Annotated in this window: 23 protein-coding genes; 10 read left to right on the top strand and 13 right to left on the bottom strand. The window is 60.3% G+C overall.

The window, feature by feature from the left end; genetic code table 11:
• Positions 1–228 precede the first annotated feature (228 nt).
• Positions 229–834 (top strand): FMN-dependent NADH-azoreductase, encoded by a 606-nt coding sequence (azoR, locus tag EKL15_RS15705; protein ID WP_015377994.1) that lies wholly within the window; start codon positions 229–231, stop codon positions 832–834.
• 121 nt (positions 835–955) lie between these two features.
• Here the strand turns inward: azoR and EKL15_RS15700 are convergent, their stop codons facing one another.
• The 3 genes from EKL15_RS15700 to EKL15_RS15690 are packed head-to-tail and all read right to left on the bottom strand — an operon-like array spanning position 956 to position 4094.
• Positions 956–1279: a YdbL family protein gene (locus EKL15_RS15700; protein WP_060418625.1), complete on the bottom strand. Its 324-nt coding sequence runs from the start codon at positions 1277–1279 to the stop codon at positions 956–958.
• 8 nt (positions 1280–1287) lie between these two features.
• Entirely contained in the window at positions 1288–1485 is a 198-nt protein-coding gene (locus EKL15_RS15695; RefSeq protein WP_100395721.1) for a YnbE family lipoprotein, read from the bottom strand.
• Positions 1482–4094: a YdbH family protein gene (locus EKL15_RS15690; protein WP_060418618.1), complete on the bottom strand. Its 2613-nt coding sequence runs from the start codon at positions 4092–4094 to the stop codon at positions 1482–1484. Before EKL15_RS15690 ends, EKL15_RS15695 begins: the two co-directional genes overlap by 4 nt.
• 467 nt (positions 4095–4561) lie before the next feature.
• On the opposite strand from EKL15_RS15690, the gene EKL15_RS15685 reads away from it, so the two are divergent.
• A complete protein-coding gene (locus tag EKL15_RS15685; RefSeq protein ID WP_038880333.1) occupies positions 4562–5554 on the top strand; it encodes a 2-hydroxyacid dehydrogenase in 993 nt (330 codons plus the stop codon).
• Positions 5555–5604: 50 nt separating this feature from the next.
• Entirely contained in the window at positions 5605–6033 is a 429-nt protein-coding gene (gene hslJ, locus EKL15_RS15680; RefSeq protein ID WP_087762735.1) for a heat shock protein HslJ, read from the top strand.
• A 29-nt stretch (positions 6034–6062) separates the two neighbouring features.
• Here hslJ and EKL15_RS15675 read toward each other — a convergent pair whose 3' ends face one another.
• Both EKL15_RS15675 and ssmE read right to left on the bottom strand, forming a co-directional pair.
• The gene (locus tag EKL15_RS15675; RefSeq protein WP_015377999.1) at positions 6063–6317 is read right to left on the bottom strand and encodes a DUF333 domain-containing protein; all 255 of its coding nucleotides are present in this window, start codon (positions 6315–6317) and stop codon (positions 6063–6065) included.
• 499 nt (positions 6318–6816) lie between these two features.
• Positions 6817–7149 (bottom strand): multidrug efflux SMR transporter SsmE, encoded by a 333-nt coding sequence (gene ssmE / locus EKL15_RS15670; protein ID WP_004930487.1) that lies wholly within the window; start codon positions 7147–7149, stop codon positions 6817–6819.
• A gap of 238 nt (positions 7150–7387) precedes the next feature.
• Between ssmE and nifJ the strand changes: the two genes are divergently transcribed.
• From nifJ to EKL15_RS15655, 3 genes are all read left to right on the top strand, one after another.
• Positions 7388–10921, top strand: coding sequence for a pyruvate:ferredoxin (flavodoxin) oxidoreductase (gene nifJ, locus EKL15_RS15665; RefSeq protein ID WP_100395720.1), 3534 nt, complete (start codon positions 7388–7390; stop codon positions 10919–10921).
• Positions 10922–11149: 228 nt separating this feature from the next.
• Positions 11150–12088, top strand: coding sequence for a tRNA 2-thiocytidine(32) synthetase TtcA (gene ttcA, locus EKL15_RS15660; RefSeq protein ID WP_060418604.1), 939 nt, complete (start codon positions 11150–11152; stop codon positions 12086–12088).
• A 146-nt stretch (positions 12089–12234) separates the two neighbouring features.
• Positions 12235–12633 carry a VOC family protein gene (locus EKL15_RS15655; RefSeq protein ID WP_100395719.1) on the top strand — a complete coding sequence of 133 codons (399 nt, stop codon included), beginning with the start codon at positions 12235–12237 and terminating at the stop codon, positions 12631–12633.
• Between the two features lie 218 nt (positions 12634–12851).
• On the opposite strand, the gene zntB is transcribed toward EKL15_RS15655, so the two are convergent.
• Positions 12852–13835, bottom strand: a complete 984-nt coding sequence (gene zntB / locus EKL15_RS15650) for a zinc transporter ZntB (RefSeq protein WP_064290024.1) — start codon at positions 13833–13835, stop codon at positions 12852–12854.
• A 228-nt stretch (positions 13836–14063) separates the two neighbouring features.
• Here zntB and EKL15_RS15645 point away from each other — a divergent pair, with 228 nt between their 5' ends.
• Together EKL15_RS15645 and EKL15_RS15640 are read left to right on the top strand one after the other, a co-directional pair.
• On the top strand, positions 14064–15086 hold the full coding sequence (locus EKL15_RS15645; RefSeq protein WP_087762870.1) for a hypothetical protein: 1023 nt from the start codon (positions 14064–14066) through the stop codon (positions 15084–15086).
• Positions 15087–15280: 194 nt separating this feature from the next.
• On the top strand, positions 15281–15529 hold the full coding sequence (locus tag EKL15_RS15640; RefSeq protein WP_004930507.1) for a hypothetical protein: 249 nt from the start codon (positions 15281–15283) through the stop codon (positions 15527–15529).
• Between the two features lie 159 nt (positions 15530–15688).
• Here the strand turns inward: EKL15_RS15640 and EKL15_RS15635 are convergent, their stop codons facing one another.
• Positions 15689–17323, bottom strand: a complete 1635-nt coding sequence (locus tag EKL15_RS15635) for an ABC transporter substrate-binding protein (protein WP_183907076.1) — start codon at positions 17321–17323, stop codon at positions 15689–15691.
• A 159-nt stretch (positions 17324–17482) separates the two neighbouring features.
• On the bottom strand, positions 17483–17833 hold the full coding sequence (locus tag EKL15_RS15630; protein ID WP_025302994.1) for a hypothetical protein: 351 nt from the start codon (positions 17831–17833) through the stop codon (positions 17483–17485).
• Between the two features lie 206 nt (positions 17834–18039).
• Between EKL15_RS15630 and mpaA the strand changes: the two genes are divergently transcribed.
• A complete protein-coding gene (gene mpaA / locus EKL15_RS15625; RefSeq protein ID WP_060418590.1) occupies positions 18040–18747 on the top strand; it encodes a murein tripeptide amidase MpaA in 708 nt (235 codons plus the stop codon).
• Positions 18748–18750: 3 nt separating this feature from the next.
• Here mpaA and ycjG read toward each other — a convergent pair whose 3' ends face one another.
• The gene (gene ycjG, locus EKL15_RS15620; protein ID WP_100395718.1) at positions 18751–19725 is read right to left on the bottom strand and encodes an L-Ala-D/L-Glu epimerase; all 975 of its coding nucleotides are present in this window, start codon (positions 19723–19725) and stop codon (positions 18751–18753) included.
• A 225-nt stretch (positions 19726–19950) separates the two neighbouring features.
• Here ycjG and tpx point away from each other — a divergent pair, with 225 nt between their 5' ends.
• The gene (gene tpx / locus EKL15_RS15615) at positions 19951–20454 is read left to right on the top strand and encodes a thiol peroxidase (protein ID WP_004930536.1); all 504 of its coding nucleotides are present in this window, start codon (positions 19951–19953) and stop codon (positions 20452–20454) included.
• Positions 20455–20511: 57 nt separating this feature from the next.
• Here the strand turns inward: tpx and tyrR are convergent, their stop codons facing one another.
• The 4 genes from tyrR to pspD all read right to left on the bottom strand — a co-directional run bounded on the left by tyrR (position 20512) and on the right by pspD (position 25100).
• Positions 20512–22083: a transcriptional regulator TyrR gene (gene tyrR / locus EKL15_RS15610; RefSeq protein WP_038880356.1), complete on the bottom strand. Its 1572-nt coding sequence runs from the start codon at positions 22081–22083 to the stop codon at positions 20512–20514.
• Positions 22084–22397: 314 nt separating this feature from the next.
• Positions 22398–23459: a YcjF family protein gene (locus EKL15_RS15605; RefSeq protein WP_100395717.1), complete on the bottom strand. Its 1062-nt coding sequence runs from the start codon at positions 23457–23459 to the stop codon at positions 22398–22400.
• Positions 23456–24853, bottom strand: a complete 1398-nt coding sequence (locus tag EKL15_RS15600) for a YcjX family protein (protein ID WP_038880359.1) — start codon at positions 24851–24853, stop codon at positions 23456–23458. The genes EKL15_RS15605 and EKL15_RS15600 overlap by 4 nt, the downstream gene beginning before the upstream one ends.
• Positions 24834–25100, bottom strand: coding sequence for a phage shock protein PspD (gene pspD, locus EKL15_RS15595; protein WP_072035771.1), 267 nt, complete (start codon positions 25098–25100; stop codon positions 24834–24836). Before pspD ends, EKL15_RS15600 begins: the two co-directional genes overlap by 20 nt.
• Positions 25101–25138 lie beyond the last annotated feature (38 nt).

Genomic DNA, 25138 nt, shown 5'->3' with positions numbered 1-25138 from the left:
GCAACGGTTTGGTGTTTTTTTAGCGATTTTTTTACTTTAGCCGCACAGCCTATCACAAACGGCTTTCTCCCCCTACTTCCGCGAGTAAAGCGTCGCCATGTCATTCAATAAAATCGAACGAAGATCTCGAAATATTGCGCTATCACTGTTGGGGGAATGTGAATAGCATGTACTTCATGCAAGGGACGCTGAGTCCTGATGTCACTGTCACAACGTAAGGAATTATCGATGAGCAACGTATTGGTTCTGAAATCAAGCATCCTGGCGACCTACTCTCAGTCTAACCAACTGGCCGATTTCTTCGTAGAACAATGGAGCAACGCCCACAGCGGCGACACCATCACCGTACGCGATCTGGCCGCGCAGCCAATCCCGGTGCTGGATGGTGAGCTGGTCGGCGCGCTGCGTCCTTCCGATGCTCCGTTGACCCCGCGTCAACAAGAAGCGCTGGCCTTGTCGGACGAGCTGATCGCCGAGCTGCAGGCCAATGACGTCATCGTGATTGCCGCGCCGATGTACAACTTTAACATCCCGACCCAGCTGAAAAACTATTTCGATCTGGTTGCCCGCGCCGGCGTAACCTTCCGCTACACCGAAAACGGTCCGGAAGGCCTGGTGAAAAACAAACGCGCCGTGATCCTGACCAGCCGCGGCGGCATCCACAAAGGCACTCCAACCGACCTGGTAGAACCTTACCTGCGTCTGTTCCTGGGCTTCATCGGCATCACCGACGTGGAGTTCGTCTTCGCGGAAGGCATCGCCTACGGCCCGGAAGTGGCGACCAAAGCCCAGGAAGACGCCAAGGCGGCCCTGTCTCAGGTGGTTGCTGCCTAAGACCCTGCGCAGGGGCGCCACGCCCCTGCCGGACAAGACGCACGTCCTGTCAAACCTGCACTACCCTCATAATAATCATCTATCCGTATCTCTTGGCGCGCCAGACGGCGCGCTTTTTTTTTTATTTCTGCAGCCACTGGCCGTTGATGCCGCGCACATACTCGCCGCTCTGCGCCCGCGTCACCAGCTTCTGCCCGGCCATGCGCGCCACTTCGTCAACGGCGATGTGGTTGCCGTCCGCCACTTCCTGATACTTCTCGGCGCGGCCGGCGTTGATGCGCTTCACCAACGCCAGCGTTTCCGCGTCCTGCTTCACCGGCGCGATATAGCCGCTCAGGGTTTCGCCTACTCGCCCTTGCTGCTTCGCCTCATCCAGCGTCAGTGCCATTACCACGCCGCTGAACAACCAGGCAGCGCCGGCCAGCCACAAATAACGTTTTTTCATGTCGGCTCCTAGAACAGACCGCTTTGGGTTTTCAGCAGGTTTTCGACGTCCTTATCCACCTTGATATGAATTTCATGCTCGATCTTGACGTTCATATTGATGGTGATCGGATCCTTCGGCGTCGCCACCTCGATGCGCGGCACGCAGCCGCTCAGCAGCGAAACGCACAGCACCGCTGCCAGCGTCGGCACACTCATGATTTTCATTGTTGTTCCCCAGGTTGTGAGAGGGCCTGCTCCAGCCACTCCTGTAAATTGTCGCCGAAGCGCAAACTGCGCCACAGCTGAAACACATTTTCCTGATGGCGATAGTTCAGGATCACCTCGCGCTTGGCGCTCTTCTGCGGGTTGATGCCGTCGATGCGCGCGCTCAGCGTCAGCTCGCCCAGGTTATCGAGATCGACCCGGGCGTGCGAACGGTTGATTTCCATATAGCGCAGCCAGTCGATCGCCGCGCCGGTCGCCAGGTTGTTGCTGCCGATGGCGTCGGCCATGTCTTTGTCCAGCCGCAGCGTCAGCGTGCCGGCGTTGGCGATCCAGCCGTTCTGCACCAGCCATTTTGGGTGGTTCAGGAACAGCGGCAGCTCGCCGTCGACGCGGCCGGACATGGCGAACTGCTTCGGTTTCAGGGCGGTGAACAGCGCGCTGAGATCGACCTTGTCCAGCTTCAGCACCGCGGCGTCATGCTGCGGCAACCGCAGCGCCGATAGGCTGATATGCCCGTTGAGCATGTCCACGCCGACGTTGCTCAACGTCAGCGGCTGCCTTTCGCTGTAGGGATAAGTGCCCTGCAGATCGGCGGAAATGTTCTGCATCTCGAACAGGTTGGTGAAGGACTTGATGCGCAGCGATACCGGCTGTTTGGCACCCAGCAGCCACTGATGCTGCTTGAACCGGTACGACAGGATGAAATCCAGACCGCTCATTTCGCCGTCCTTTAGCCACATGCCGCCGTTTTTCACCACCCAGTGGCCGCCGGCTTCGAAGCCCTGCTCGCGGGCGGCGGAAAACGCCGACTGCGCATAAAACTCGCCGTCGCGCAGCGTGAGATTGAGATCCGGCGCGAGCAGCGGCTGGAAGACCTTCAGCGACTGTTTCGGCCACCAGCCTTCGCCCCGCAGGCGTTCGCCGTCCCAGCGGCCGCGCAGCGCGATCGGCCCGATCTGCTGCGCCTGCAGTTTGCCCTGCAGCTGGAAACTGTCCGGCGAACGGCCGTTCAGCTGCAGCGCCAGCACCGGCGCCGGCAGATGGCCGCCGTCGCTGAAGCTGACCTTATCCGCCGCCAGCTGCAGCTCGCCGTTGAACTGCGGGTTTTGTTCATCGCGCCGCCAGCGCAGCGGTTGGTTGAGGCTCAGGCGCGGCGCGGCGACCGTCACCAGACCGTACTTTAATTTGTCGAAGCCGGTGGAGAGTTTGTCGAGCACCAGCTCGCTGTCCTGCCAGCGGCCGCTGCCGGCAACGTCCCAGGCGGCCTGCAGCGGCGGCAACCGGCCATTGCCCCAGTAGCGCCACTGCCAGTCACCCTTGTCCGGCCAGAAATCCTGCGCCTGGCCGTCCAGGTGCAGCTTGAAACGCCCCCAATAACTGTCGCTGGCGCTCAAAATCGCCTGCAGGCGGCCGGTGATACCGGCAGCGGTCACCTTCACGCCCGCCAGCGGTAAACGTGCCTCCTCCAGCTTCATTTCCGGCGTCACCTTGCCCCACAGGCGCAGGAGCGACCCCGGCTGCAGTACCAGCGTCGGATTAAGAATGCTGCCGCCAATCACGCCCGGGATCGACGCGGTGGTGGAGAAATCGGCCAGATTGGCCTGGCCGGTCAGCTGGAAGCGCAGATCGCTGTCGGTCAACCCTACCTTGCCCGGCCCGAGGGTGAGCACCGCATTGCCCTTGCCGTTGTGGCCGGCGGTGATCACGTTCAGCCGCGCGCTGATCTCCGTTTCATCCCACCCTTTGCTCCAGTCGTGCAGCGCGATGTTCAGGCCGCCGCTCAACGGCTGCCCGCTGTACGGCCAACGCCACTCGCCCTGCTTGATGCTGAGCCGCTGCGGCGCGACTTCCCACGGCAACACCGCCAGCGGGCGATCGTCGCCTTTTTCGCTCACCGTCAACACGCCCTGCTGCTGTTGCCAGCGCATGTCCAGCAACACCGGCTTTTCCAGATAGGCGGTCTGCATTTCCCCCTGCAACGCCCCCTGCGTCGGCAGGCTGGCCAAATCCAGCGGAATGGTTATCTTGCCGGCGAGGTGCAGCGGTTGCGCGCTGTTGGGCGGGACGATGGTCAGACTTTGCAACGTCAGCTGCTGTTTTTCATCCAGCTGCGCCTCGGCGCTGAGATTCGGCCCCTGATAATGCAGGCGTTGCCCGTCAGGGCCGGAGGAAAGCTGCAGCTTGCCGGCATAGCGCTGCCAGGGAATGAGCGTCAGGTCACTAAGGGTGAGATCCAGCGACGGCAGCTCCCGCTGCAGCTGATCGAGCGCCAGCGGCGCGCTGTTGGCGTCGCCGCCCGGCAGTTTTGACAAACAGGCGCTGTCGACGCTGACCTTATCGCTCGACAGCTGCCAGCGGCCCTGGTGATAAGCCAGCCGCGTCGGCCCGACGTTGGCCAGCAGGCAATCTTGCGCGGTGAAACGCGCCCCCGCCAACGCCAGGCCGCCCTGGCGCCAGTGCAAATTGCCCTGCAATTCCAGCCGGCTCCCCGCCGGTAACCAATGCGATAGCACTCCCGGCAGCCAGCGCGGCAGGGTTTGCCACAACGCCAACACCAGAATTGCACAGCCCGCCACCGTCCCTATGAATACTTTCAATCGCCTGGTCATTAAATGATTGCTTGTTCCTGAGTTAGGCATTCGTTAAGTCTATGCCTGAATTGACAATAATGATGGCACGAATTTGACATAGGGTGAAGCTGAGTGCGGTTCCAGAAGCGATTTGCACCTTTTTGGCGCAAACGTGTGCGGGGTTGTAGATTTTCGTTACATATACATCACATAAATAGGACAGTTTTCAGACTTTTGTTATTGTCGTTACCGTTGATGATTAATAGTCTTGCAACCATTCTAATAAAAGTTTAGCTGCTAGCTAACTGTGTACTAGAGAAGCCATTCCCCACACCCCCGTGGGGATTTTTTTGCCGCCTGCCGCCACCGTCGCCTTCCCTCCACCGTATCACGCCTCCGCAACTGCCCGGCAGCGGCCATATCGCCCGCGTCGAAAATGGCTAACCAATTGTCGAATTTACTAAAATCTGTTAAATTGATCACAAAATCACGGTGGAGAAACCACGATGAAATTGGCGATATACAGTACTAAACAGTATGACCGTAAATATCTCGAACTGGTGAATCAGCAGTTTGGCTACGAGCTGGAATTCTTCGACTTTTTACTCAGTAAAAAAACCGCCAAAACGGCCGCCGGTTGCAAGGCGGTGTGCCTCTTCGTTAACGACGACGGCAGCCGTGAAGTGCTCGAAGAACTGGCGGCGCTGGGCGTCGAAATTCTCGCCCTGCGCTGCGCCGGTTTTAATAACGTCGATCTGGACGCCGCCCAAGAACTGGGCATCAAGGTGGTGCGCGTGCCGGCCTATTCGCCGGAGGCCGTGGCAGAGCACGCGGTAGGCATGATGATGTGCCTGAACCGCCGTATTCACCGCGCCTATCAACGCACCCGCGACGCCAACTTCTCGCTGGAAGGGCTGATCGGCTTTAACATGCACAACCGCACCGCCGGGGTGATCGGCACCGGTAAAATCGGCGTGGCGACGATGCGCATTCTGAAAGGCTTTGGCATGAAGCTGCTGGCCTACGATCCCTTCCCGAGCGAACAGGCGCTGGAACTGGGCGCGGAGTATGTCGATCTGAAAACGCTGTACGCGCAGTCCGACGTGATCACCCTGCACTGCCCGCTGACGCCGGAAAACCACCATCTGCTGAATGCCGATGCCTTCGCGATGATGAAAAACGGCGTGATGGTGATCAACACCAGCCGTGGCGCGCTGATCGACTCCACCGCCGCCATCGACGCGCTGAAGCAGCAGAAAATCGGCGCGCTGGGGATGGACGTTTACGAGAACGAACGCGATCTATTCTTCGAAGACAAGTCGAACGACGTGATTCAGGACGACGTGTTCCGCCGCCTCTCGGCCTGCCACAACGTGCTGTTTACCGGCCATCAGGCCTTCCTGACCGAAGAGGCGCTGACCAGCATTTCGCAAACCACGCTGCAGAACATCAGCCAGTTGGAACGCGGCGAAGCCTGCCCGAACCAGTTGAACGCCTGAGCGTAACCTCGGGGCGCCCTTGCGGCGCCCTGTTTATTTGAGAGAACGCGATGAGAAAAACCACGGTAGCCGCCCTTGCGGCGCTGGCCTTAGCGGGGTGCAGCATGAAACCACACACGGCCGTCACGCCAGGCGATCTGTTACATCACAACTTTGTGTTGCAGAGCGTGGATGGCGAAACGGCGAAATCACCGGCGGGTGGCGGCCTGCTCAATCTGGAGTTCGGCGAGAGCCTGCATGTCTCCGGCACGATGTGCAACCGCTTCTTTGGCCAGGGGCAATTACGCGACGGCGTGCTGACGGTGAAACCGCTGGCCATGACGCGCAGGCTGTGCCCTGATGAACAGCGCAACCGCTGGGATCGGGTGATCGGCACCGTGCTCGAAAACGGCGCCGAAGTGACGCTAAACGCCCAGCAGCTGACGCTCAACGGCAGCGGCCACACGCTTATCTATACCCTGCGCGATTGGGTGTATTGATCCTGCACGCCAGGCCTGGCGCCGCGGGCTTACCCGGCGCAGCTGCCCAGGCCCAGCGTGCGTTCTTCGCACTGCTTGCCGTTCGGCATTTGGCACATGCGCAGCGCTTCACCGTTCAGGTTGTGCGCGATGGTGGTGACGCCGCCGACCGCCGCGCAACCGGCGCTGGTCTGTAACGTATTGATTCTGGCACTGTTGCCCTGCTGTACTGGCTCTTCGTTATTGCTGCTGCAGGCGGCTAAAAGCAGCACAGCGCTGGCAAGCAGCCATTTTGATGTCGTCATTATCCCACTCCTGAACCCGGAACTGCGCTGTGTAAAATCGCCATTGCTGATAACGCGCGTCACTTGGCGGACACGTTTCGCTATCTTTGATGCAAACTTGTTTAATCTAGCTCGATATATAAATAATGAAAATATATTCCAGCCATTATTTGTCGTTTTTTTGCGCCGGCCGGACATTTATTTTGTTTGCAGAATATTTCCACACCGGCGCGCGGTGCCAAACGTGACGGCGCCACCCACTACCCGGCCCCGGCCGCACGCAGAAAGTGATAACGTCACCGCTGCCGACGGGGAGATTTCTCCCGCAATATCGATATTCATTATCTTCGCGTGCTTTCAGTATGGCGGCGCATTTTTTGCTACCGGAGAGGAGGATATTTGCGTCTATGCTGGCGGCGCTAAGTAATTAGCATTCCACTATTTTCAGTGAATGATGGCTGAATTCTTCAACCGGCGCGACTTGCTGTCACGCCGGCCTTTTTTCACATTAAAATAACACTCAGTGCACCGAGGCTTTGGACAGTAAATTAATCACCAGCACGCCGGCAATAATTAATCCCATACCGACGATCGCCGGCCAATCCAATTTTTGCTGATAAACGAATACCGCCGCGACCGACACCAGCACGATACCCATGCCCGACCAGATCGCATATACGATGCCCAGCGGCATACTCTTGACCACCATCGACAGCCCCCAAAATGCCACGCCGTAGCCCAGCACCACCAGCAGCGACGGCCACAGGCGGGTAAAGCCTTCGGAGGCTTTCAACATGGTGGTGGCGATCACTTCCGCGACTATCGCCATCGTCAAATACATAAATGCGCTCATGGTTTTCTTCTGTCAGTTTGCCGATGCGCAATTATGACGCGCCGGAAATAAATTGTCTTTAAACGGTGAAAACAATTTATTGCCGCCGGCCCCCAATCGGCGAGGAAATACGCCTTTGACGATTTATCACCCGCCACACAAACACGATAAAGCCACGTTCAAACCCTCTGTTAGACTTTTTTCCATTACTGCGAAAGTGCGCTTTCGCGGCTTTGTGAGCAATGAAAAGGTAACGTCGATGATAACTACAGATGGTAATAATGCAGTCGCTTCCGTGGCCTATCGCACCAACGAAGTGATTGCCATCTACCCTATCACGCCGAGTTCCACCATGGCGGAACAGGCGGATGCCTGGTCCGGCGATGGCCGGCAAAACATCTGGGGCGACATCCCCCGGGTGGTGGAAATGCAGTCGGAAGGCGGCGCGATCGCCACCGTGCACGGCGCCTTGCAAACCGGCGCGCTGTCGACCTCGTTCACTTCATCGCAGGGCCTGCTGTTGATGATCCCGACGCTGTACAAACTGGCCGGCGAGCTGACGCCGTTTGTGCTGCACGTCGCCGCGCGTACCGTGGCCACGCACGCGCTGTCTATCTTCGGCGATCATTCGGACGTGATGGCGGTGCGCCAGACCGGCTGCGCCATGCTGTGCGCCGGCAGCGTGCAGGAAGCGCAGGACTTCGCGCTGATCTCGCAGACCGCCACCCTCAACGCGCGCGTGCCGTTTATCCATTTCTTCGACGGCTTCCGCACCTCGCACGAAATCAACAAGGTCGTGCCGCTCAGCGACGATACGCTGCGGCAAATGCTGCCGCAGGCGGCGATCGACGCTCACCGCAGCCGAGCGCTGTCGCCGGATCATCCGGTGGTGCGCGGCACTTCCGCCAACCCGGACACCTATTTCCAATCGCGCGAAGCCACCAACCCTTGGTATGACGCCACCGGCCAGCACGTGATCGACGCCATGGCGGCCTTCGCCGCCCTTACCGGCCGCCACTATCGGCCGTTCGACTATTACGGCCACCCGCAGGCCGAGCGCGTGGTGGTGGTGATGGGGTCCGCCGCCGGCACCTGCGAAGAGGTGATTGACACCCTGCTGGCCCGCGGCGAGAAAGTCGGCGTGCTGAAGGTGCGCCTGTTCCGGCCGTTCTCCGCCCAGTATCTGCTCAGCGCGCTGCCGGACAGCGTGCGCAGCGTCGCGGTGCTCGATCGCACCAAAGAGCCGGGCGCGCTGGCCGAACCGCTGTATCTGGACGTGATGACCGCGCTGGCGGAAGCCTACAGCCGGGGTAAACGCGCCACGCTGCCGCGGGTGATCGGCGGCCGTTACGGACTGTCGTCGAAAGAGTTCGGCCCGGACTGCGCGCTGGCGGTGTTCCGCGAGCTGGCCCAGCCGCAGCCGCGTCCGCGCTTTACCGTCGGCATCTTCGATGATGTCACCGGGCTTTCACTGCCGCTGAGCGACGAAATCCTGCCACAGCGCGCCTCGCTGGAAGCGCTGTTCTACGGTTTGGGCAGCGACGGCTCGGTCTCGGCCACCAAGAACAACATCAAGATCATCGGCAACGCCACGCCGCTGTATGCCCAGGGCTATTTCGTCTACGACTCCAAAAAGGCCGGCGGCCTGACGGTGTCGCACCTGCGCGTCAGCGAGCAGCCGATCAACTCGGCCTACCTGGTCAGCCGCGCGGACTTCGTCGGCTGCCACCAGCTGCAATTTATCGATAAGTACCAAATGGTTGAACGCCTGAAGCCCGGCGGCACCTTCCTGCTCAATACCCCTTACGGCGCCGACGAGGTCTGGTCGCGCCTGCCGCAGGAGGTTCAGGCGCTGTTGCACCAACGCCAGGCGCGTTTCTATATCATCAACGCCGCCAAGCTGGCGCGCGAATGCCGGCTCGGCGCGCGCATCAACACCGTAATGCAGATGGCGTTTTTCCACCTGACGCAGATCCTGCCGAGCGACGTGGCACTGCAACAGCTGCAGGACGCCATCGCCCGCAGCTACAGCAGCAAGGGCCAGGAGATCGTCGAGCGCAACTGGCAGGCGCTGGGTGCCACCCGCGCCGCGCTGACCGAGATCCCGCTGCAGCCGGTCGACGCCAGCAGCCCGATGCGCCCGCCGGTGGTCTCGGACGCCGCGCCGGACTTCGTCAAAACCGTCACCGCCGCGATGCTGGCCGGGCTGGGCGATGCGCTGCCGGTTTCCGCCTTCCCGCCGGACGGCACCTGGCCGGTGGGCACCACCCAATGGGAAAAGCGCAACATCGCCGAAGAGATCCCGGTGTGGCAGCCCGACCTGTGCACCCAGTGCAACCACTGCGTCGCCGCCTGCCCGCACTCCGCCATTCGCGCCAAGGTGGTTCAGCCGGCGGAGATGGAGCACGCCCCTGCTTCCCTGCAGTCACTGGATGTCAAAGCGCGCGATATGCGCGGCCAGAAATACGTGCTGCAGGTAGCCCCGGAAGATTGCACCGGCTGTAACCTGTGCGTCGAGGTCTGCCCGGCGAAAGATCGCCAGAACCCGGAGATCAAGGCCATCAACATGGCTTCGCGCCTCGATAATCTGACTGCTGAGAAAGACAACTACGACTTCTTCCTGCAGCTGCCGGAAATCGATCCGACGCAGCTGGAGCGCATCGACATTCGCACTTCGCAGCTGATCACGCCGCTGTTCGAGTATTCCGGCGCCTGTTCCGGCTGCGGCGAAACGCCGTACATCAAGCTGTTGACCCAGCTCTATGGCGACCGTTTGCTGATCGCCAACGCCACCGGCTGTTCGTCGATCTACGGCGGCAACCTACCGACCACGCCTTACACCACCAACGCCGAAGGGCGCGGGCCCGCGTGGGCCAACTCGCTGTTCGAAGACAACGCCGAATTTGGCCTGGGCTTCCGTCTGACGGTCGATCAACATCGCGCACGGGTGCTGCGCCTGCTGAATTCGCTGGCGCCGCAGCTGCCGGAGCAGTTGGTCAATGCCTTGCAGATGGACGACGTGGCGCCGGAGCCGCGCCGTAAGCAGATCGCCGAACTGCGCACGCTGTTGGCGAGTCTCGAAGGCGAAGACGCGCGCCAGCTGGCGGCCGACGCCGACTACCTGGTGGATAAATCCATCTGGCTGATCGGCGGTGACGGTTGGGCCTACGACATCGGCTTCGGCGGTTTGGATCACGTGCTCAGCCTGACGGAAAACGTCAACGTGCTGGTGCTCGACACCCAATGTTACTCCAACACCGGCGGCCAGCAGTCTAAGGCCACGCCGCTCGGCGCGGTGACCAAGTTCGGTGAACACGGCAAGCGCAAGGCGCGCAAGGATTTGGGCGTCAGCATGATGATGTACGGCCATGTCTACGTCGCGCAGATCTCGCTGGGAGCGCAGCTTAACCAAACGGTGAAAGCGATTCAGGAGGCCGAAGCCTATCCGGGCCCGTCGCTGATCATCGCCTACAGCCCGTGCGAAGAGCACGGCTACGATCTGGCGCTCAGCCACGATCAGATGAAACAGCTGACCGCCACCGGCTTCTGGCCGCTGTACCGCTTCGATCCGCGCCGCAGCGCCGAGGGCAAGGCCGCATTGGCGCTGGACTCCCGGCCGCCGAACAGCAGCCTGTCGGAAACGCTGCTGAAAGAACAGCGCTTCCGCCGCCTGAACTCGCAGCAGCCGGAAGTGGCCAGCGCGCTGTATCAGGCCGCCGAGAAAGAGCTGAAGGAGAAATACGATTTCCTCAGCCTGCTGGCCGGCAAGGCGGAAAAATCCGCCGCAGAGTAATCCCTTCAGGGCGCGAGTGATTCGCGCCCTGTTCTTTTACCGCCGGCGTAAGCCGCAGCAATAAAACCCGCTGGCATTCCTGCTCGCAATCCGTACCATACAGGCCTCGCGTCGGGCGCGTGGAAGCTGGATGATGAATAATGATCAAAATTGGCCGGTTGAATGGTAAACTCGCGGTCTACAACGCCATGCCCCTAGTGCCCCCCATTGAGAATGAGCACGATTTAAATGTCAGAAAAGCAATCCGTTAGCCAAAAAGAGCAGTACAACCTGAATAAATTGCAAAAGCGCCTGCGCCGCAACGTGGGCGAAGCGATCGCCGATTTCAATATGATTGAAGAAGGCGACCGCATCATGGTCTGCCTGTCCGGCGGTAAAGACAGCTACACCATGCTTGAGATCCTGCGCAACTTGCAGCAGAGCGCGCCGATTAACTTCTCGTTAATCGCGGTGAACCTCGATCAGAAACAGCCCGGCTTCCCGGAGCATATTCTGCCCGCCTACCTGGAAAGCCTGGGGGTGGAGTACAAGATCGTCGAAGAGAACACCTACAGCATCGTCAAAGACAAGATTCCGGAAGGCAAAACCACCTGTTCACTGTGCTCGCGCCTGCGTCGCGGCATTTTGTACCGCACCGCCACCGAACTGGGTGCCACCAAGATCGCGCTGGGCCACCACCGCGACGACATTTTGCAAACGCTGTTCCTCAACATGTTCTACGGCGGCAAAATGAAAGGCATGCCGCCCAAGCTGATGAGCGACGACGGCAAACACGTGGTCATCCGCCCGCTGGCCTATTGCCGCGAGAAAGACATCGAGCGTTTCTCTATCGCCAAAGCCTTCCCGATCATTCCGTGCAACCTGTGCGGCTCGCAGCCTAATTTGCAGCGCCAGGTGATCGGCGACATGCTGCGCGACTGGGACAAGCGTTACCCTGGCCGATTGGAAACCATGTTCAGCGCCATGCAAAACGTGGTGCCTTCGCACCTGAGCGATATCAATCTGTTCGATTTCAAAGGCATTCACCACGGTAGCGCCGTGGTAGACGGCGGCGATTTGGCCTTCGATCGCGAAGACATCCCGATGCAACCGGTCGGTTGGCAGCCGGAAGACTCGGACGACGCGGTGCCAGCGCCAGAGCGGTTGAACGTGCTGGAAATCAAATAAGCCCCTCTCGCCGCTTGCCCTCTGCAAGCGGCGACATTCCCCGCTCTCGACGATCTCGATCCTGTTCACAGTTTGCGCAAAATTTACTGGGCAGTGCCGCTTTTACCCTATACTGTTTATTTATACAGTCAATTGGAGAGCGCGCAATGAATATTACCCCTTGCCTGTCCCACGTCTCGCTAGGCTCCAACGATTTCGAGGCCGCCGCGGCCTTTTACGATCGTGCGCTGGCCGCCTTGGGTTGCCGACGCGTGTTGGAACATCCCGGCGCCATCGGTTACGGTCGCGACTACCCGGAGTTTTGGCTGCAGGTGCCGATCGACGGCCGACCTGCCGCGCCCGGCAACGGCACGCACGTCGGCTTTTTCGCGACCAGCAAGCAACAGGTGGATGAATTCCATCGTCAGGCGCTGCTGGCCGGCGCCGTCGATGAAGGCTCGCCCGGTTCGCGGCCGCACTACGGTGAGGCTTACTACGGCTGCTTTGTTCGGGATTTGGATGGGCACAAGATTGAAGCCAGCTTCTGGGATGAAAGCGCGGCCTGAAACAGAGTAAAAGCCGAATAAAAAAATGCCGGTGATTAAACCGGCATTGTACGAATCAAATGTGCTATGCAGTAATTCAAAAATAAGAAAGTAAGACAATTATGGAGCGCAACGCCCATCGCTTGACGTTGCATTCACCTGCGAGAGAGATCATGCCCCATTTCCCCCGGCTAAATGTTGATATTGCTCAATGTTAACCGGGTTTTCGTCATTTTTGCCTACAACCAGCGGCTGCGCTTCAGCCACCAGGCGACGCCGCCCACCAGGGCCAGCAGCATCAGGCAAAAAGTGCCGAAGCCAAACGGCGCGCTGTTGCCCGGAATGCCGCCGAGGTTGACGCCAAACAGCCCGGTCAGGAAGGTGGTAGGTAAAAAGACCATTGCCAACAATGACATGGTGTAAGTGCGGCGGTTCATCGCGTCGGCCATCACCGTGGTGATTTCGTCGGACAAGATGGCGGTGCGCGCGATGCTGCCGTCCAGATCGTCCAATCCCCGCCCCAGGCGATCGGCGATGTCCTGCATGCGGCGGCGATCGTCGTCGCTCATCCACGGCAGGCGGTCGCTGGCCAGCCGCGCGAAGACGTCGCGCTGCGGCGCCATGTAACGGCGCAGCACGATCAGCTGTTTACGGATCAGCGCCAGCTGGCCGCGCTCCGGCACCTGCTGCTCCAGCAAGGCGTCCTCCAGATCGATAATCTTGTCGTGCAGATCCTCGATAAATTCGCTGGTGTGATCGGTCAACGCATCGGAAATTTCCACCAGCCAGCTGCCGCTGTTGGTCGGCCCAGCGCCGCTTTGCAAATCGTTCACCACCTGATCGATGGAATACACCTTGCGGTGCCGGGTGGAGATAATCAGTTTATCGGTGATGTACACGCGGATGGTGACCAGTTGATCCGGCCGGGAGTTGGCGTTGAAGTTAATGCTGCGCAGGGTGATCATGGTGCCTTCACCCTGGCGGCTGACGCGCGGCCGCGAGCTTTCGCCTGAGAGCGCCTCGCGCACCGAATCCGGCAGCAGCGGCGTGGTGCTCAGCCATTCGGCGCTGGCCGGGTGCGCATAATCGAGATGCAGCCAGCACGGCGCGTCGCAGGTGATCTTGTCATCCTGCTCGATCGGCGTTACGCCCCCCTTGCCGTCCAGCTGGTAGGCATAAACCGCATCGGCGACCTGCAGCTCGCTCCCCTCAATCACATCCATTCATTTATCCCCTCAGTCTTGCTTATGTTGCTGAGTCTAGCGTTAACACCTTGGAGATCAAAGGCCAAGCTGTAACGCCAGTTTTCACGCCGGACAAAAAGCGTGCTCTATACTTCAAGCGAAGCCACATTTGCGACCGGGTGAGGAACGACGATGGCGGGAAGTAGTGAATCAGGCGCAAGACATTTTGCATTGAACCTGGCTGTGCTGCGGTGCCTGTTCTGTACCATGGCGGCGCTGCTGCTGTTCGCCAGCCAACCGCTGCACGCGGAGCCGGCGCTGGAACGCATGTCTACCCCTTTACGGGTCGCGACGGCCGGCGGCAATTTTTCTTACTATGTCGCCCAGAAGCACAACGCCCAGCCGCGTAACGCACTGGTGGTGATGCACGGTCATCCACGCGACGCCGTTAAAACGCTGCAAGCGGCGATCGACGCCGCGCAGGCGGCAGGAGCGGGAGACGATGCCTTACTGGCCGCCCCGCTGTTCCAGGTGCCGGAAAAACTCGCCGTCCACTGCCATTCCGCCGGTCTGCCCCAGCCGCAAGACGGCGACGCCCTGTGGCGCTGCGGTTCCTGGATCGAGGGCGGTTTGGATAATGCCGGGAAGACCGGCTCATTCAACGCCATGGATAACCTGCTGGCCGATATGAAACGGCGCTGGCCGTCGCTGCAGACGATAACCGTGGCCGGTTTCTCTGCCGGCGCCCAGTTCGTGCAACATTATGTCGGCTTTGCCCATCCGCCAGGCGGGGTGCGGCTGCGCTATGTGGTGGCCGATCCTGGCAGCTGGCTCTATTTTGATAATCTGCGCCCCCAACCAATAAACGGGGGGAGCTGTGGCAGTGAAACAGCCTGCCGCTTCCGTTGGCAAACGCTGAACGCCGGCCAGTGCCCACAGGCCAACCGGTGGAAATACGGCCTGGAATCGCTTCCCGCTCACCTGCAGCGCACTGCCGATGCGGCCCGCGGGCGCTATGCCGCTGCGGATATCTCCTACCTGGCCGCCGCCGGTGATACCGGCACCGCGCCGGGCGCCTACTATCGGATACTCGACAAATCCTGCGCCGCCCAGCTGCAGGGCCCCTATCGATTGCAACGTGCCCTGGCCTATGCCGACTATGACCGGCGTTACCTGGCGCCGGATAAGCCGCATCGGTTAACGATCGTTCCCGGCTGCGGGCACAACGTCGCCTGCGTCTTTCCCGCCCCGGCGGCCAGGCAGGCGCTTTTCCCCATTAATGCAGACTAATAATAACGGCAATGAAATAAACCTTTGCCGACAAATCAGGCAATATCGCCGATAAAGCGCTGGCAATGCCGTTATTATTATGACTTAACATATTGCTATCATTTTTAATTCAAAATGATAATAATAAATCAACACAAAGCTGTTTCAGCGCAAATTTTAGGGGCATATACTTTTCTCACTACGAGGAGGTAGTTATGTTACGCGACCATTTAAAAATAAACGCCAGCGATACGCTGGAAAAAATCAGTAATATCCATTTGCAAAACCAGGGCCAGGAAGAGATCAGTGAGTTTGTGGTGAAGAACGCCGCCGGCCTGCAGATTGGCAAGGTCTCCGTCCACGATCGTTTCAGCACCCGACGCTCGTACCCCACCAGCTACCGCATCACCCAGACCGACATGAGCGGCCGCGTGGTGGTGGATGCCATGCGGGACTGTCTATAAGCGTAACCTCTCTCTGAAATAACGAAATAATCATATGATGATGGCAACCCTGTTTATTATTAAACGGGGTTTATCGCGTGGGAAAATTAATTATCGTCTTCGTTGCATCGTCGATAAAATAAAGCCCCCGCATTAGGCGGGGGCGATAAATAAATCGACTCAGTGTTTGATGATATACATCGTCTGGCTGTAGGCCACGTCTTCCGGGTTGGTGATCGGGTAGCCTTTTACCCACGGTTTGATCAGGCGGCCGTTGGTGTACTGGTAAATCGGCGCGATCGGCGCCTGGTCGGCAATGATCTGCTCCATCTTGTTGTAATCGGCGGTCACCGCCGCCGGATTGGTTTCCCGCCCCGCCTGCGCCAGCAGCTTGTCGTAGTCCGCGTTCTTGAACTTGGCGATGTTGCCGCTGTGGGTCGAGGTCAGCAGTGACAGGAAGGTCGACGCTTCGTTATAGTCACCCACCCAGGAGGCGCGGATCACGTCGAAATTGCCGGTGTTGCGGCTGTCGATATAGGTTTTCCACTCCTGGTTTTGCAACTTGACGTCAATGCCGAGCTTCTTCTTCCACATCGAGGCCACGGCGATGGCGATCTTCTGGTGGCTTTCCGAGGTGTTATACAGCAACGTCAACTTCAGCGGGTTGTTCGGGCCGTAGCCGGCCGCCTGCAGCAACGCCTTGGCCTGCGCGTCCAGCTCCGCCTGCGATTGCTGTTGCAGCAAACTCGCCTCCGGTTTGAACCCGGCGGTCACGTCCGGCGTGAAGTGATAGGCCGGTTTTTCGCCGGTGCCCAGCACTTTTTCCGCGATAATCTTGCGATCGATGGCGTAGGACAAGGCCTGGCGCACCCGCACGTCGTTGGTCGGCGCGCGCTGGGTGTTGAACGCGTAGTAATAGGTGCCGAGCTGATCCGGTGTGTACACCTGCCCCGGAATGTCTTTCAGCAGCTTCTGATACATGTTTTTCGGGAAGGATTCGGTGATATCGATGTCACCTGCCAGGTAACGCTTGGTGGCGTTGGATTCCTGGTTGATGGGTACGAAAGTCACTTTGGTCAGCACGGTATGCGCATGATCCCAGTAATGATCGTTAGGCGTCAGCACCAGCTTCTCGTTCACCACCCGCTCCTGCAGTTTGAATGCGCCGTTGCCCACCAGATTGCCGACCTTGGTCCAGTCGTTGCCATATTTTTCCACCACCGCCTTATTCACCGGGAACAGGCTGAAGTTGGCCGTCAGGCTGGCGAAATAAGGCACCGGCTTGTCCAACTGCACTTTGAGCGTGTAGTCGTCCGGCGCCGACACGCCCAAGCGATCGGCCGGCAATTTGCCGCTGATGATCTGCTCGGCGTTCTGGATCCCCGCCAACTGCGCGAACCAGGCGAACGGTGACAGGTTTTTCGGCTCTACCAGCCGCTGCCAGCTGTAGACGAAATCCTTCGCCGTGACAGGGTCACCGTTTGACCACCGCGCGTCTTTACGCAGATGGAAAATGTAAGTCTGGTTGTCGCTGGTCTGCCAGCGCGTGGCGACGCCGGGGATCACTTTCCCGTTGGCGTCCTGATTGACCAGCCCTTCGAACAGATCGCGCGCCAGCTGGGCCTCCGGCAGGCCAACCGCTTTAATCGGATCGAGCGAGGCCGGTTCGTCTTTAATGTGGCGCACGATTTCCTGTTTGGCCGCCAGCGCGGTGCCCGGGGGAACCTGCGCCGCCATGGCGCTGCTCATACAGGCGCCGATCGCCGCCGCGCAAAGCGCCAAACGAAAACCTCGTTGCATTTTTCTTCCCGTCATTATGATGTTCCCCCGTTAACCATCTGAATTTTTTATCATATAGCACAAGATCCGTCCGGCCTAGCGCTCCCGGCCGAGAAGTTGCAAAAAGTGCGATTCAGGCGATAAAAAAACCCGTGCGGCGCAGGGCGGCACGGGCGGTGTTTGCAGCAACGACCGTCAGTCGTACAGGTGGATGCTGTTGATGCGGTAGCTGAACTCTTCGCCTTCTTCTTCATCGAACACGGTGAAAAAGCCTTTCTCGGCCAGCGGACGGGCCGAAATATCGGTTTTTTGCAGCTGGCGCGCGTCGGCGTCGTCGTAGCCATAATCAAGGTAGAAGACATCTTTCTGGTAATCGATATGCAGGGTGAACGGATAATTCGATTCGTCCCCGCGCCCGTCGTCGTTTTTCACCACGCCGAACCACTCCCCCTGACGGATCTGGTTTTCAGCGTCCACGCCGCACAGCAGCGTGATGGTGTCATTTTCATTTTCGCTATAGCTGGCGATGATTCTGGCTACTGGCATGTTAAATCCTCTTGCGGGTGATTGGCTTAGCACTGCCGTTAGTATAACAACAGCGTCAGGCCAGGTGCGGTTTAATTGGCGTTTTCGCCGCCGCCGCGTCACAGATCGCGCAAACGCCGCACAATTGCGATGGGAAAGATGCCTCAAAGCGTAATACACTGAATAAAATGACAATGACTCTCGGCCTTTTACTCAGGGACAACACCATGACCGAACATCGACCGCGCAGTGAACGTGGCCAGTTGGCCGTCGCAGGAGAGAACTACGGCAGCTCGCTGCTGGGCGCGCCGCTGCTCTATTTCCCGGCGGCGGTCAGCGGCCCGGAGACCGGCCTTATCATCGCCGGCACCCACGGCGATGAGAGCGCCGCCATCGTGACCCTGTCTTGCGCGCTGCGCAGCATCGCCCCCGAGCGGCTGCGGCACCACGTGGTGCTGGCGGTCAACCCCGACGGCTGCCAACTGGGGCTGCGCGCCAATGCCAACGGCGTCGATCTGAACCGCAACTTCCCGGCCGCCAACTGGCGCTCCGGCGACACCGTCTACCGCTGGAACAGCGCGGCGCCGGTGCGCGACGTCAAGCTCTCCACCGGCGGGCGCCCCGGTTCCGAACCGGAAACTCAGGCGCTGTGTCACCTGATCCATCGCCTGAAGCCGCACTGGGTGGTGTCGTTCCATGAGCCGCTGGCCTGCATCGAAGATCCCGCCAGCTCGCGGCTCGGCGTTTGGCTAGCGCACAAGTTCGAGCTGCCGCTGGTGACCAGCGTCGGTTATGAAACGCCCGGTTCGTTCGGCAGCTGGTGCGCGGATCTGTCGCTGCCGTGCATCACCGCCGAATTCCCGCCGATCTCCGCCGATGCCGCCAGCGAGCGCTACATTGACGCGATGACCGAGCTGCTGACCTACCCGAATTAATCCCTACGGGGCGATATCGACGATCGCCCCGCATTCGAACGCCAGGCCCGGTTCGACGTCCCGCGCCAGCCAGGTCGGGCCGTCCAGATCGACGAAGCGCGCCGCCGGCGCCAGCGGCAAGGCGGCGGATATCGCCCGCGACGTACACAACATGCAGCCGAGCATGATGGCGACCCCTTGTTCGCGCGCGGCCTGCGCCAGCGCCAACGCCTCGGTCAAGCCGCCGGTTTTGTCCAGTTTGATGTTGACCATCTGATAGCGCTGCGCCAGCCGAGGTAGATCGGCGCGGGTGTGGCAGCTTTCATCGGCGCAGATCGGCAGCGGATGAATAAAGTGCTCCAGCGCGGCATCGTCACCGGCCGGCAGCGGCTGCTCCAGCATCGCCACGCCGAGATCGGCCAGCAGCTGGCAGCGCGCCGCCAGCCCTTCCGCCTGCCAGGATTCATTGGCGTCGACGATCAGCGTCGCCTGGGGTACCGCAGCGCGGATCGCGACCAATCGTTCGCTGATATAGTGATCGTCGAGTTTGATCTTCAGCAGCGTAGCGCCCTGCTGCTCCAGTTCACGCGCGGCGAAGGCCATCGCTTCCGGCGTGCCGATGCTGACGGTCTGCGCCATACGGATATGCGCCGGGGCCGTCACGCCGCTGAGATGCCACAGGCTCTGCCCGTGAAGGCGGCACTCGAGATCCCACAGCGCCGAATCCAGCGCGTTGCGGGCGGCGCCCGCCGGCATCTGCACCCGCAGCTGTTCGCGGGTCATGCCTTGTGCGATCGCCGGCGCCATCTCCGCCAACTGCGCCATCACCGACTCCTCGCTTTCGCCGTAGCGCGGGTACGGCGTGCACTCACCGATGCCGCGCACGTCCTGCTGTTCGATTTCGACCACCACCACCCGGGCTTCGGTGCGGCTGCCGCGCGCAATCACGAAGGCGGTATGCAGCGGCCAGGCTTCCGGGTAAAAACGCATGTCTCTCATAACGGCTCCTGAGCGAAAACTGCGCATTCAGCCAGGCTGATGCGCCGGTGATGTTTTATAGAACAGCCTAATATATACAACTATTTAGCAAACTTTGATATCCAATCCGCCCCGGTTGTCATAAACTGGCGCCAGGGTGTGAACCTGATGTTAAATGCCGTTGCCGGTGCGCCGTTTCATCAGGTTCATACCCTTTGTATAAACACCTGTAAAAGGAATCTAGCAATGACTCAGACAGTACATTTTCAAGGCAATCCGGTCAGCGTAGCGGGCAAACTGCCACAGCAGGGCGAACAGGCCAAGGCCTTCTCACTGGTTGCCAAAGACCTGTCAGACGTAGCGCTGAGCAGCTTCGCGGGTAAACGCAAAGTCCTGAACATCTTCCCAAGCATCGATACCGGCGTCTGCGCGACTTCGGTGCGTAAATTCAACCAGCTGGCCAGCGGCCTGGATAACACCGTGGTGCTGTGCATCTCCGCCGATCTGCCGTTCGCGCAGTCTCGCTTCTGCGGCGCGGAAGGCCTGAGCAACGTGGTCACCCTGTCCACTTTGCGCGGCGCCGAGTTCAAGCAGGCGTACGGCGTCGAAATCGCCGAAGGCCCGTTGGCAGGCCTGACCGCGCGTGCGGTCGTGGTGCTGGATGGCCAGGACAACGTCCTGTACAGCGAGCTGGTGAACGAAATCACCACCGAGCCGGACTACGACGCAGCGCTGGCTGCGCTGAAATAACAAAGCCGGCGAACGCCGGCTTTGGAAACCCGTTAAAGGCGCCGCAAGGCGCCTTTCTTATTCCTCGCCCTCGGCGCCGCCTTTACGGCTGCTCAGGCCATACTCGCGCAGCTTGTTGGCGATGGCGGTATGGGAAACGCCCAGGCGCTTCGCCAGCTTGCGGGTGCTGGGATAGGTGCGATACAGGCGCGTCAGCACCGAGCGCTCGAAACGCTTGCTGATGTCGTCCAGCGAGCCGTCCAGCACCTCGTCGCCCAGCGACATCTCCACCTCGAACTCCGGCAACACGATATCCTGCGGCCGCAGCTCATAGCCTTCGGTTTGCGTCAGCGCGCGGTAGATGGCGTTTTTCAGCTGGCGCACGTTGCCCGGCCAGCCGTACTTGCTGAGGAAGCCGCCCAAATCGCTCGCCAGCTTGGGCCGCGCCACACCCTGCTCATCGGCGAAGCGCGCCACGAACAGCTCGGTCAGCGGCATGATGTCCTGCGGACGCTCGCGCAGCGGCGGGATGGTGATGGTCAGCACGTTGAGGCGGTAATAGAGGTCTTCGCGGAATTCACCGCGCTGCACCAGCTCGGTGAGGTTTTTCTGGGTGGCGCAGATCACGCGCACGTCGACGTGCACCTCATGCTCTTCGCCAACGCGACGGAAGGTGCCGTCGTTGAGGAAACGCAGCAGTTTGGTCTGCATGCGCGGCGACATTTCGCCGATCTCATCCAGTAGCACCGAACCGCCGTTGGCCTGCTCGAAGAAGCCTTTCTTGCCTTCCAGCGCGTTGGGATAAGCGCCCGGCGCATGGCCGAACAGCTCGCTCTCCACCACGTCATCCGGCAGTGCGGCGCAGTTCAGCGCCAGGAACGGCTGTTTGCCGCGCGGGCTGCGCAAATGGCAGGCGCGGGCCAGAATATCTTTGCCGGTACCGGTATCGCCGACGATCAGGAGCGGCGCATCGAGCATCGCCAACTTGCGCGCCTGCTCCAGCACGTGACGCATCTTGGCGCTTACCGCGACGATGTGGTCGAATTCGGTATCGTCGTTCACCGACAGATTTTGCAGCTGGCGGCCCATGCGCGCGGTGGACTTCAGCATTACCACCGCGCCGACCGCGGCCGGCTGCTGCTGTTCGTCTTCCAGATAGATGGGCGTGATGTCCATCAGGAAGTCCTGGCTGCGAATCACCACCCGCTCGGAGTGCGGCGCCGTATGCTCGCTCTCCAGCCAGCGGCTGAAGTTATAGCCGCCGATCAGCGCCCCGGCGGTCTGGTTGCGGATCTTGTCTTCGTTCAGGCTGAACAGCGCCTGTGCCGCCGGGTTGGCCAGCTCGACCTTGCCCTTCATATCGATAGAGAACACCGGTTCCGGCATCGATTCCAGCAGCGCACGCAGCGCGCGATGCTCGCGTTCGGAAGGCATAAAGCTGACGGTGCGCACGTCGGTTACGCCGGCGATGCGGCGGATCTCCGCCATCAGCGCGCGGAAAGTATCGAAATCCAGCTGGGAGAAATTGAGGTAAATGCGGCCGATGGGATCGATCTCGATGCCACGTAAGTCAATGCTGCGCGATACCAAAAGATCGAGTAATTCTCGAGTGAGACCGAGGCGGTCTTCGCAAAATACTTCCAAACGCATCAGTGTTGGCCTTATCTCTGCAGGTGCGGGGATCGTTGACGATGATGATACTCCCTCGCACCGGGCGGTAGAAGCGATCTGTCAGCAAAAGTTGACAGAACTCTGATTTATTGCCGTGGTTGCTGATTTTAAACGCAAGCGGATAACAGCATCGGCGTCATTTTAGCCTACAAACAGAGAGTTATCACAACCATAATTAATTTTGCAGAGATTTATCATGCACTCACAGGGGGATCGACTGTCGTCAAGTCTCGATTACGTTCGGCGTCGGCGCCGTTGAGAAAACGGCGCTCCTGAGAGCGCCGTCGTGGGGGTTATTTGGCCTTGCCGTCGCTCTTTTTCAGCGTGTCTTTCAACTGGCCGATCAGCTGGCTGCGGAAATCGCCAAGCTTCGGCTTTTCCCCTTCCAGCCACGGCAGCGGGCGGCACAGCTCCATCGCCTTGATGCCCAGCCGCGCGGTCAACAACCCGGCGCCGATGCCCTGCGCCGCGCGCGCCGACAGCCGCGCCGCCAGATCCTGCGACATCCAGTCCATGCCCATTTCGCGCACCAGCTCGGAAGCGCCGGCGAAGGCGATGTTCAACAGCACCAGCCGGAACAGACGAATGCGGCTGAAGTAGCCCAGCTCGATGCCGTACAGCGCGGCGATGCGGTTGATCAAACGGATGTTGCGCCAGGCGATAAACGCCATATCCACCAGCGCCAACGGGCTGACGGCGATCATCAGCGTCGACTCGGCGGCGGAGCGGCTGATTTCGCGCCGCGCCTGGTTATCGAGCACCGGCTGCACCAGTTTGGCGTACAGCTCCACCACTTCACGATCGTTTTGCGTTTCATGCAGCGACGCCTGCCAGCGCTGTAGCGCCGGATGCCCCTGATCCAGCCCGGCCTGACGCGCCAGCTTCTCGCAGAATTCGCGCCCTTGCCCCAGCCCGTGGCTATGCAACAGCTCGCGCGCCACGTCGCGCTCTTCCGCGCGCTGGCGCAGCCGATACAAACGCCGCCACTCGGTGACCACCGAACCGACGCCGGCGAACACGATCAGGCCGCCGGCCACGCCGCCGCCCATGGCGATCCAGTCCTGCTGCACCCAGGCGGTATGCACCCACTGCACGCCCTGCGCCACCACGCTGACGCCGAACAGCGCCAGGCCGGCGGTGACCATTTTGCGCCACAGGCTGCGTTTAGGTTTCAGCGCGGCATTGATGATGCCTTCGGCGCGCCCTTCTTCCTCTTCCTGCTGCAGCTCCGGCGCCGCCGGGAAAAAGCTTTCTGCCTGTTCAGCATCGAAAGCGACGCCGGCGCGCAACGCCGGCTCCTGCGGCGGCTGCAGCGGCTCGTCAAAATCGATACGCGGTTTGATCGGCTCGCTCATCGCAATTTGTCTCCCAATAAAAACTCCATCACCGCATCCAGACGGATGTGCGGCAACGGGCTGTCCACGCTCATGGCGCGCGGACGAAACTCATCGAAGTGGAACCCCTGGCTCTGCCAGAACGCCGGCCCCGGCAGGCGGGCGGGCACTTCGCCGGGGAACACCGTCAGCGGCGCGCCGTCGCTCAGGCGGTTGCCCTTCAGCGCCGGAATGCGTTGCCCCTGATGATCGACGATGCCGCTCTCGGTCGCCTGCACCGAGGCCAGGCCGACGCAATCCATGCTGATGCCTTCGAACGCCGCGTTCTGCCACGCCTCCTGTACCAACTGTTGCAGCAAGGACACCAGATTGGCGTGCTGATCGGCGGTGATATGGTCTGCCTTGGTGGCGGCGAACATCAGTTTGTCGATGGTCGGCGAGAACAAGCGGCGGAACAGCGTGCGCTTGCCGTAATGGAAGCTCTGCATCAGCTGGGTCAACGCCAGACGCATGTCGTTGAACGCCTGTGGGCCACTGTTGAGCGGCTGCAGGCAGTCGACCAGCACGATTTGCCGATCGAAACGGACGAAATGCTCTTTGTAGAAGTTTTTGACGATCGACTGGCAGTAGTAGTTGAAGCGAGCGCGCAACATGCCGATGTTGGTGTGTTTGTCGGCCTGCGCCAGCTTCGATTCGCCGATCGCGGCCACGTCGGGCCATGGGAAAAACTGCAGCGCCGGCGCGCCGGCCATATCGCCCGGCAGCACGAAACGCCCCGGCTGAATGAAGTGCAGCCCTTCGCTTTTGCAGCGCAGCAGGTAATCGGTGTAGGCCTGGGCGATCGCCGCCAGGCGGTTTTCATCGGCCGGGGCCAGCGGATCGCAGGCCTTGCACAGCTCAAGCCAGGGCTTGGCCCATTCGGCGCGTTCGCCCTGCAGCAGCCCGGTCATCTGGCGCGACCAGGCCAGGTAGTCCTGCTCGAGCATCGGCAGATCCAGCAACCATTCGCCGGGATAATCGACGATCTCCAGGTACAGCGTGGAGGTGTCTTTAAAGTGGCGCAGCAGCGAGTCGTTGGAGCGGTAACGCAGCGCCAGACGAATTTCGCTGACGCCGCGCGTCGGCGTCGGCCAGGCCGGCGGCGTGCCGTACAGCTGCGCCAGCCCTTCGTCATAGGTGAAACGCTGGATGCCGAGATCGCGCTGCGGGATGCGTTTGACGCCCAGCAGGCGCTCTTCACGCACCGGTGAAAACAGCGGCATGCGCGCGCCGCTGTGCACATGCAACAGTTGGTTGACGAAGGCGGTGATAAAGGCGGTTTTGCCGCTGCGGCTCAGGCCGGTCACCGCCAGGCGCAGATGGCGATCCATTCCGCGGTTGACCAGCGAGGTTAACTCATTTTGCAGTCGTTTCATTGCTCTCCTTGACGTAACGCCCGAATGCCTTGTTCAGGCCTTTACGGAACAGCGGTTCCAGCACCAGCGCCAGCACGAAGCGCACCGGTTTGCGGCCGACGGTCTTCAACAGCCAGCCGGCGGCGCCCGCAGGGCCATAGTTCAATAACGCTATGATGATGACTTTAGCCAATGTCTTCAACATTGCCGCCGCTCCTCGTTTAAATCCACCCGTTTTGGCGGTGTTCGCGACATCGATTTTATTCATGACAATGCCCTCCGGCACAAGACGATTAAGGTTACATT

It is taken from the genome of Serratia sp. 4542 (genome assembly GCF_016805595.1).
Taxonomy (GTDB): Bacteria; Pseudomonadota; Gammaproteobacteria; order Enterobacterales; family Enterobacteriaceae; genus Serratia; species Serratia nevei.
The sequence above is the reverse complement of the archived record's forward strand: the minus strand, read 5'-3'. Positions and strand labels throughout refer to the sequence as shown.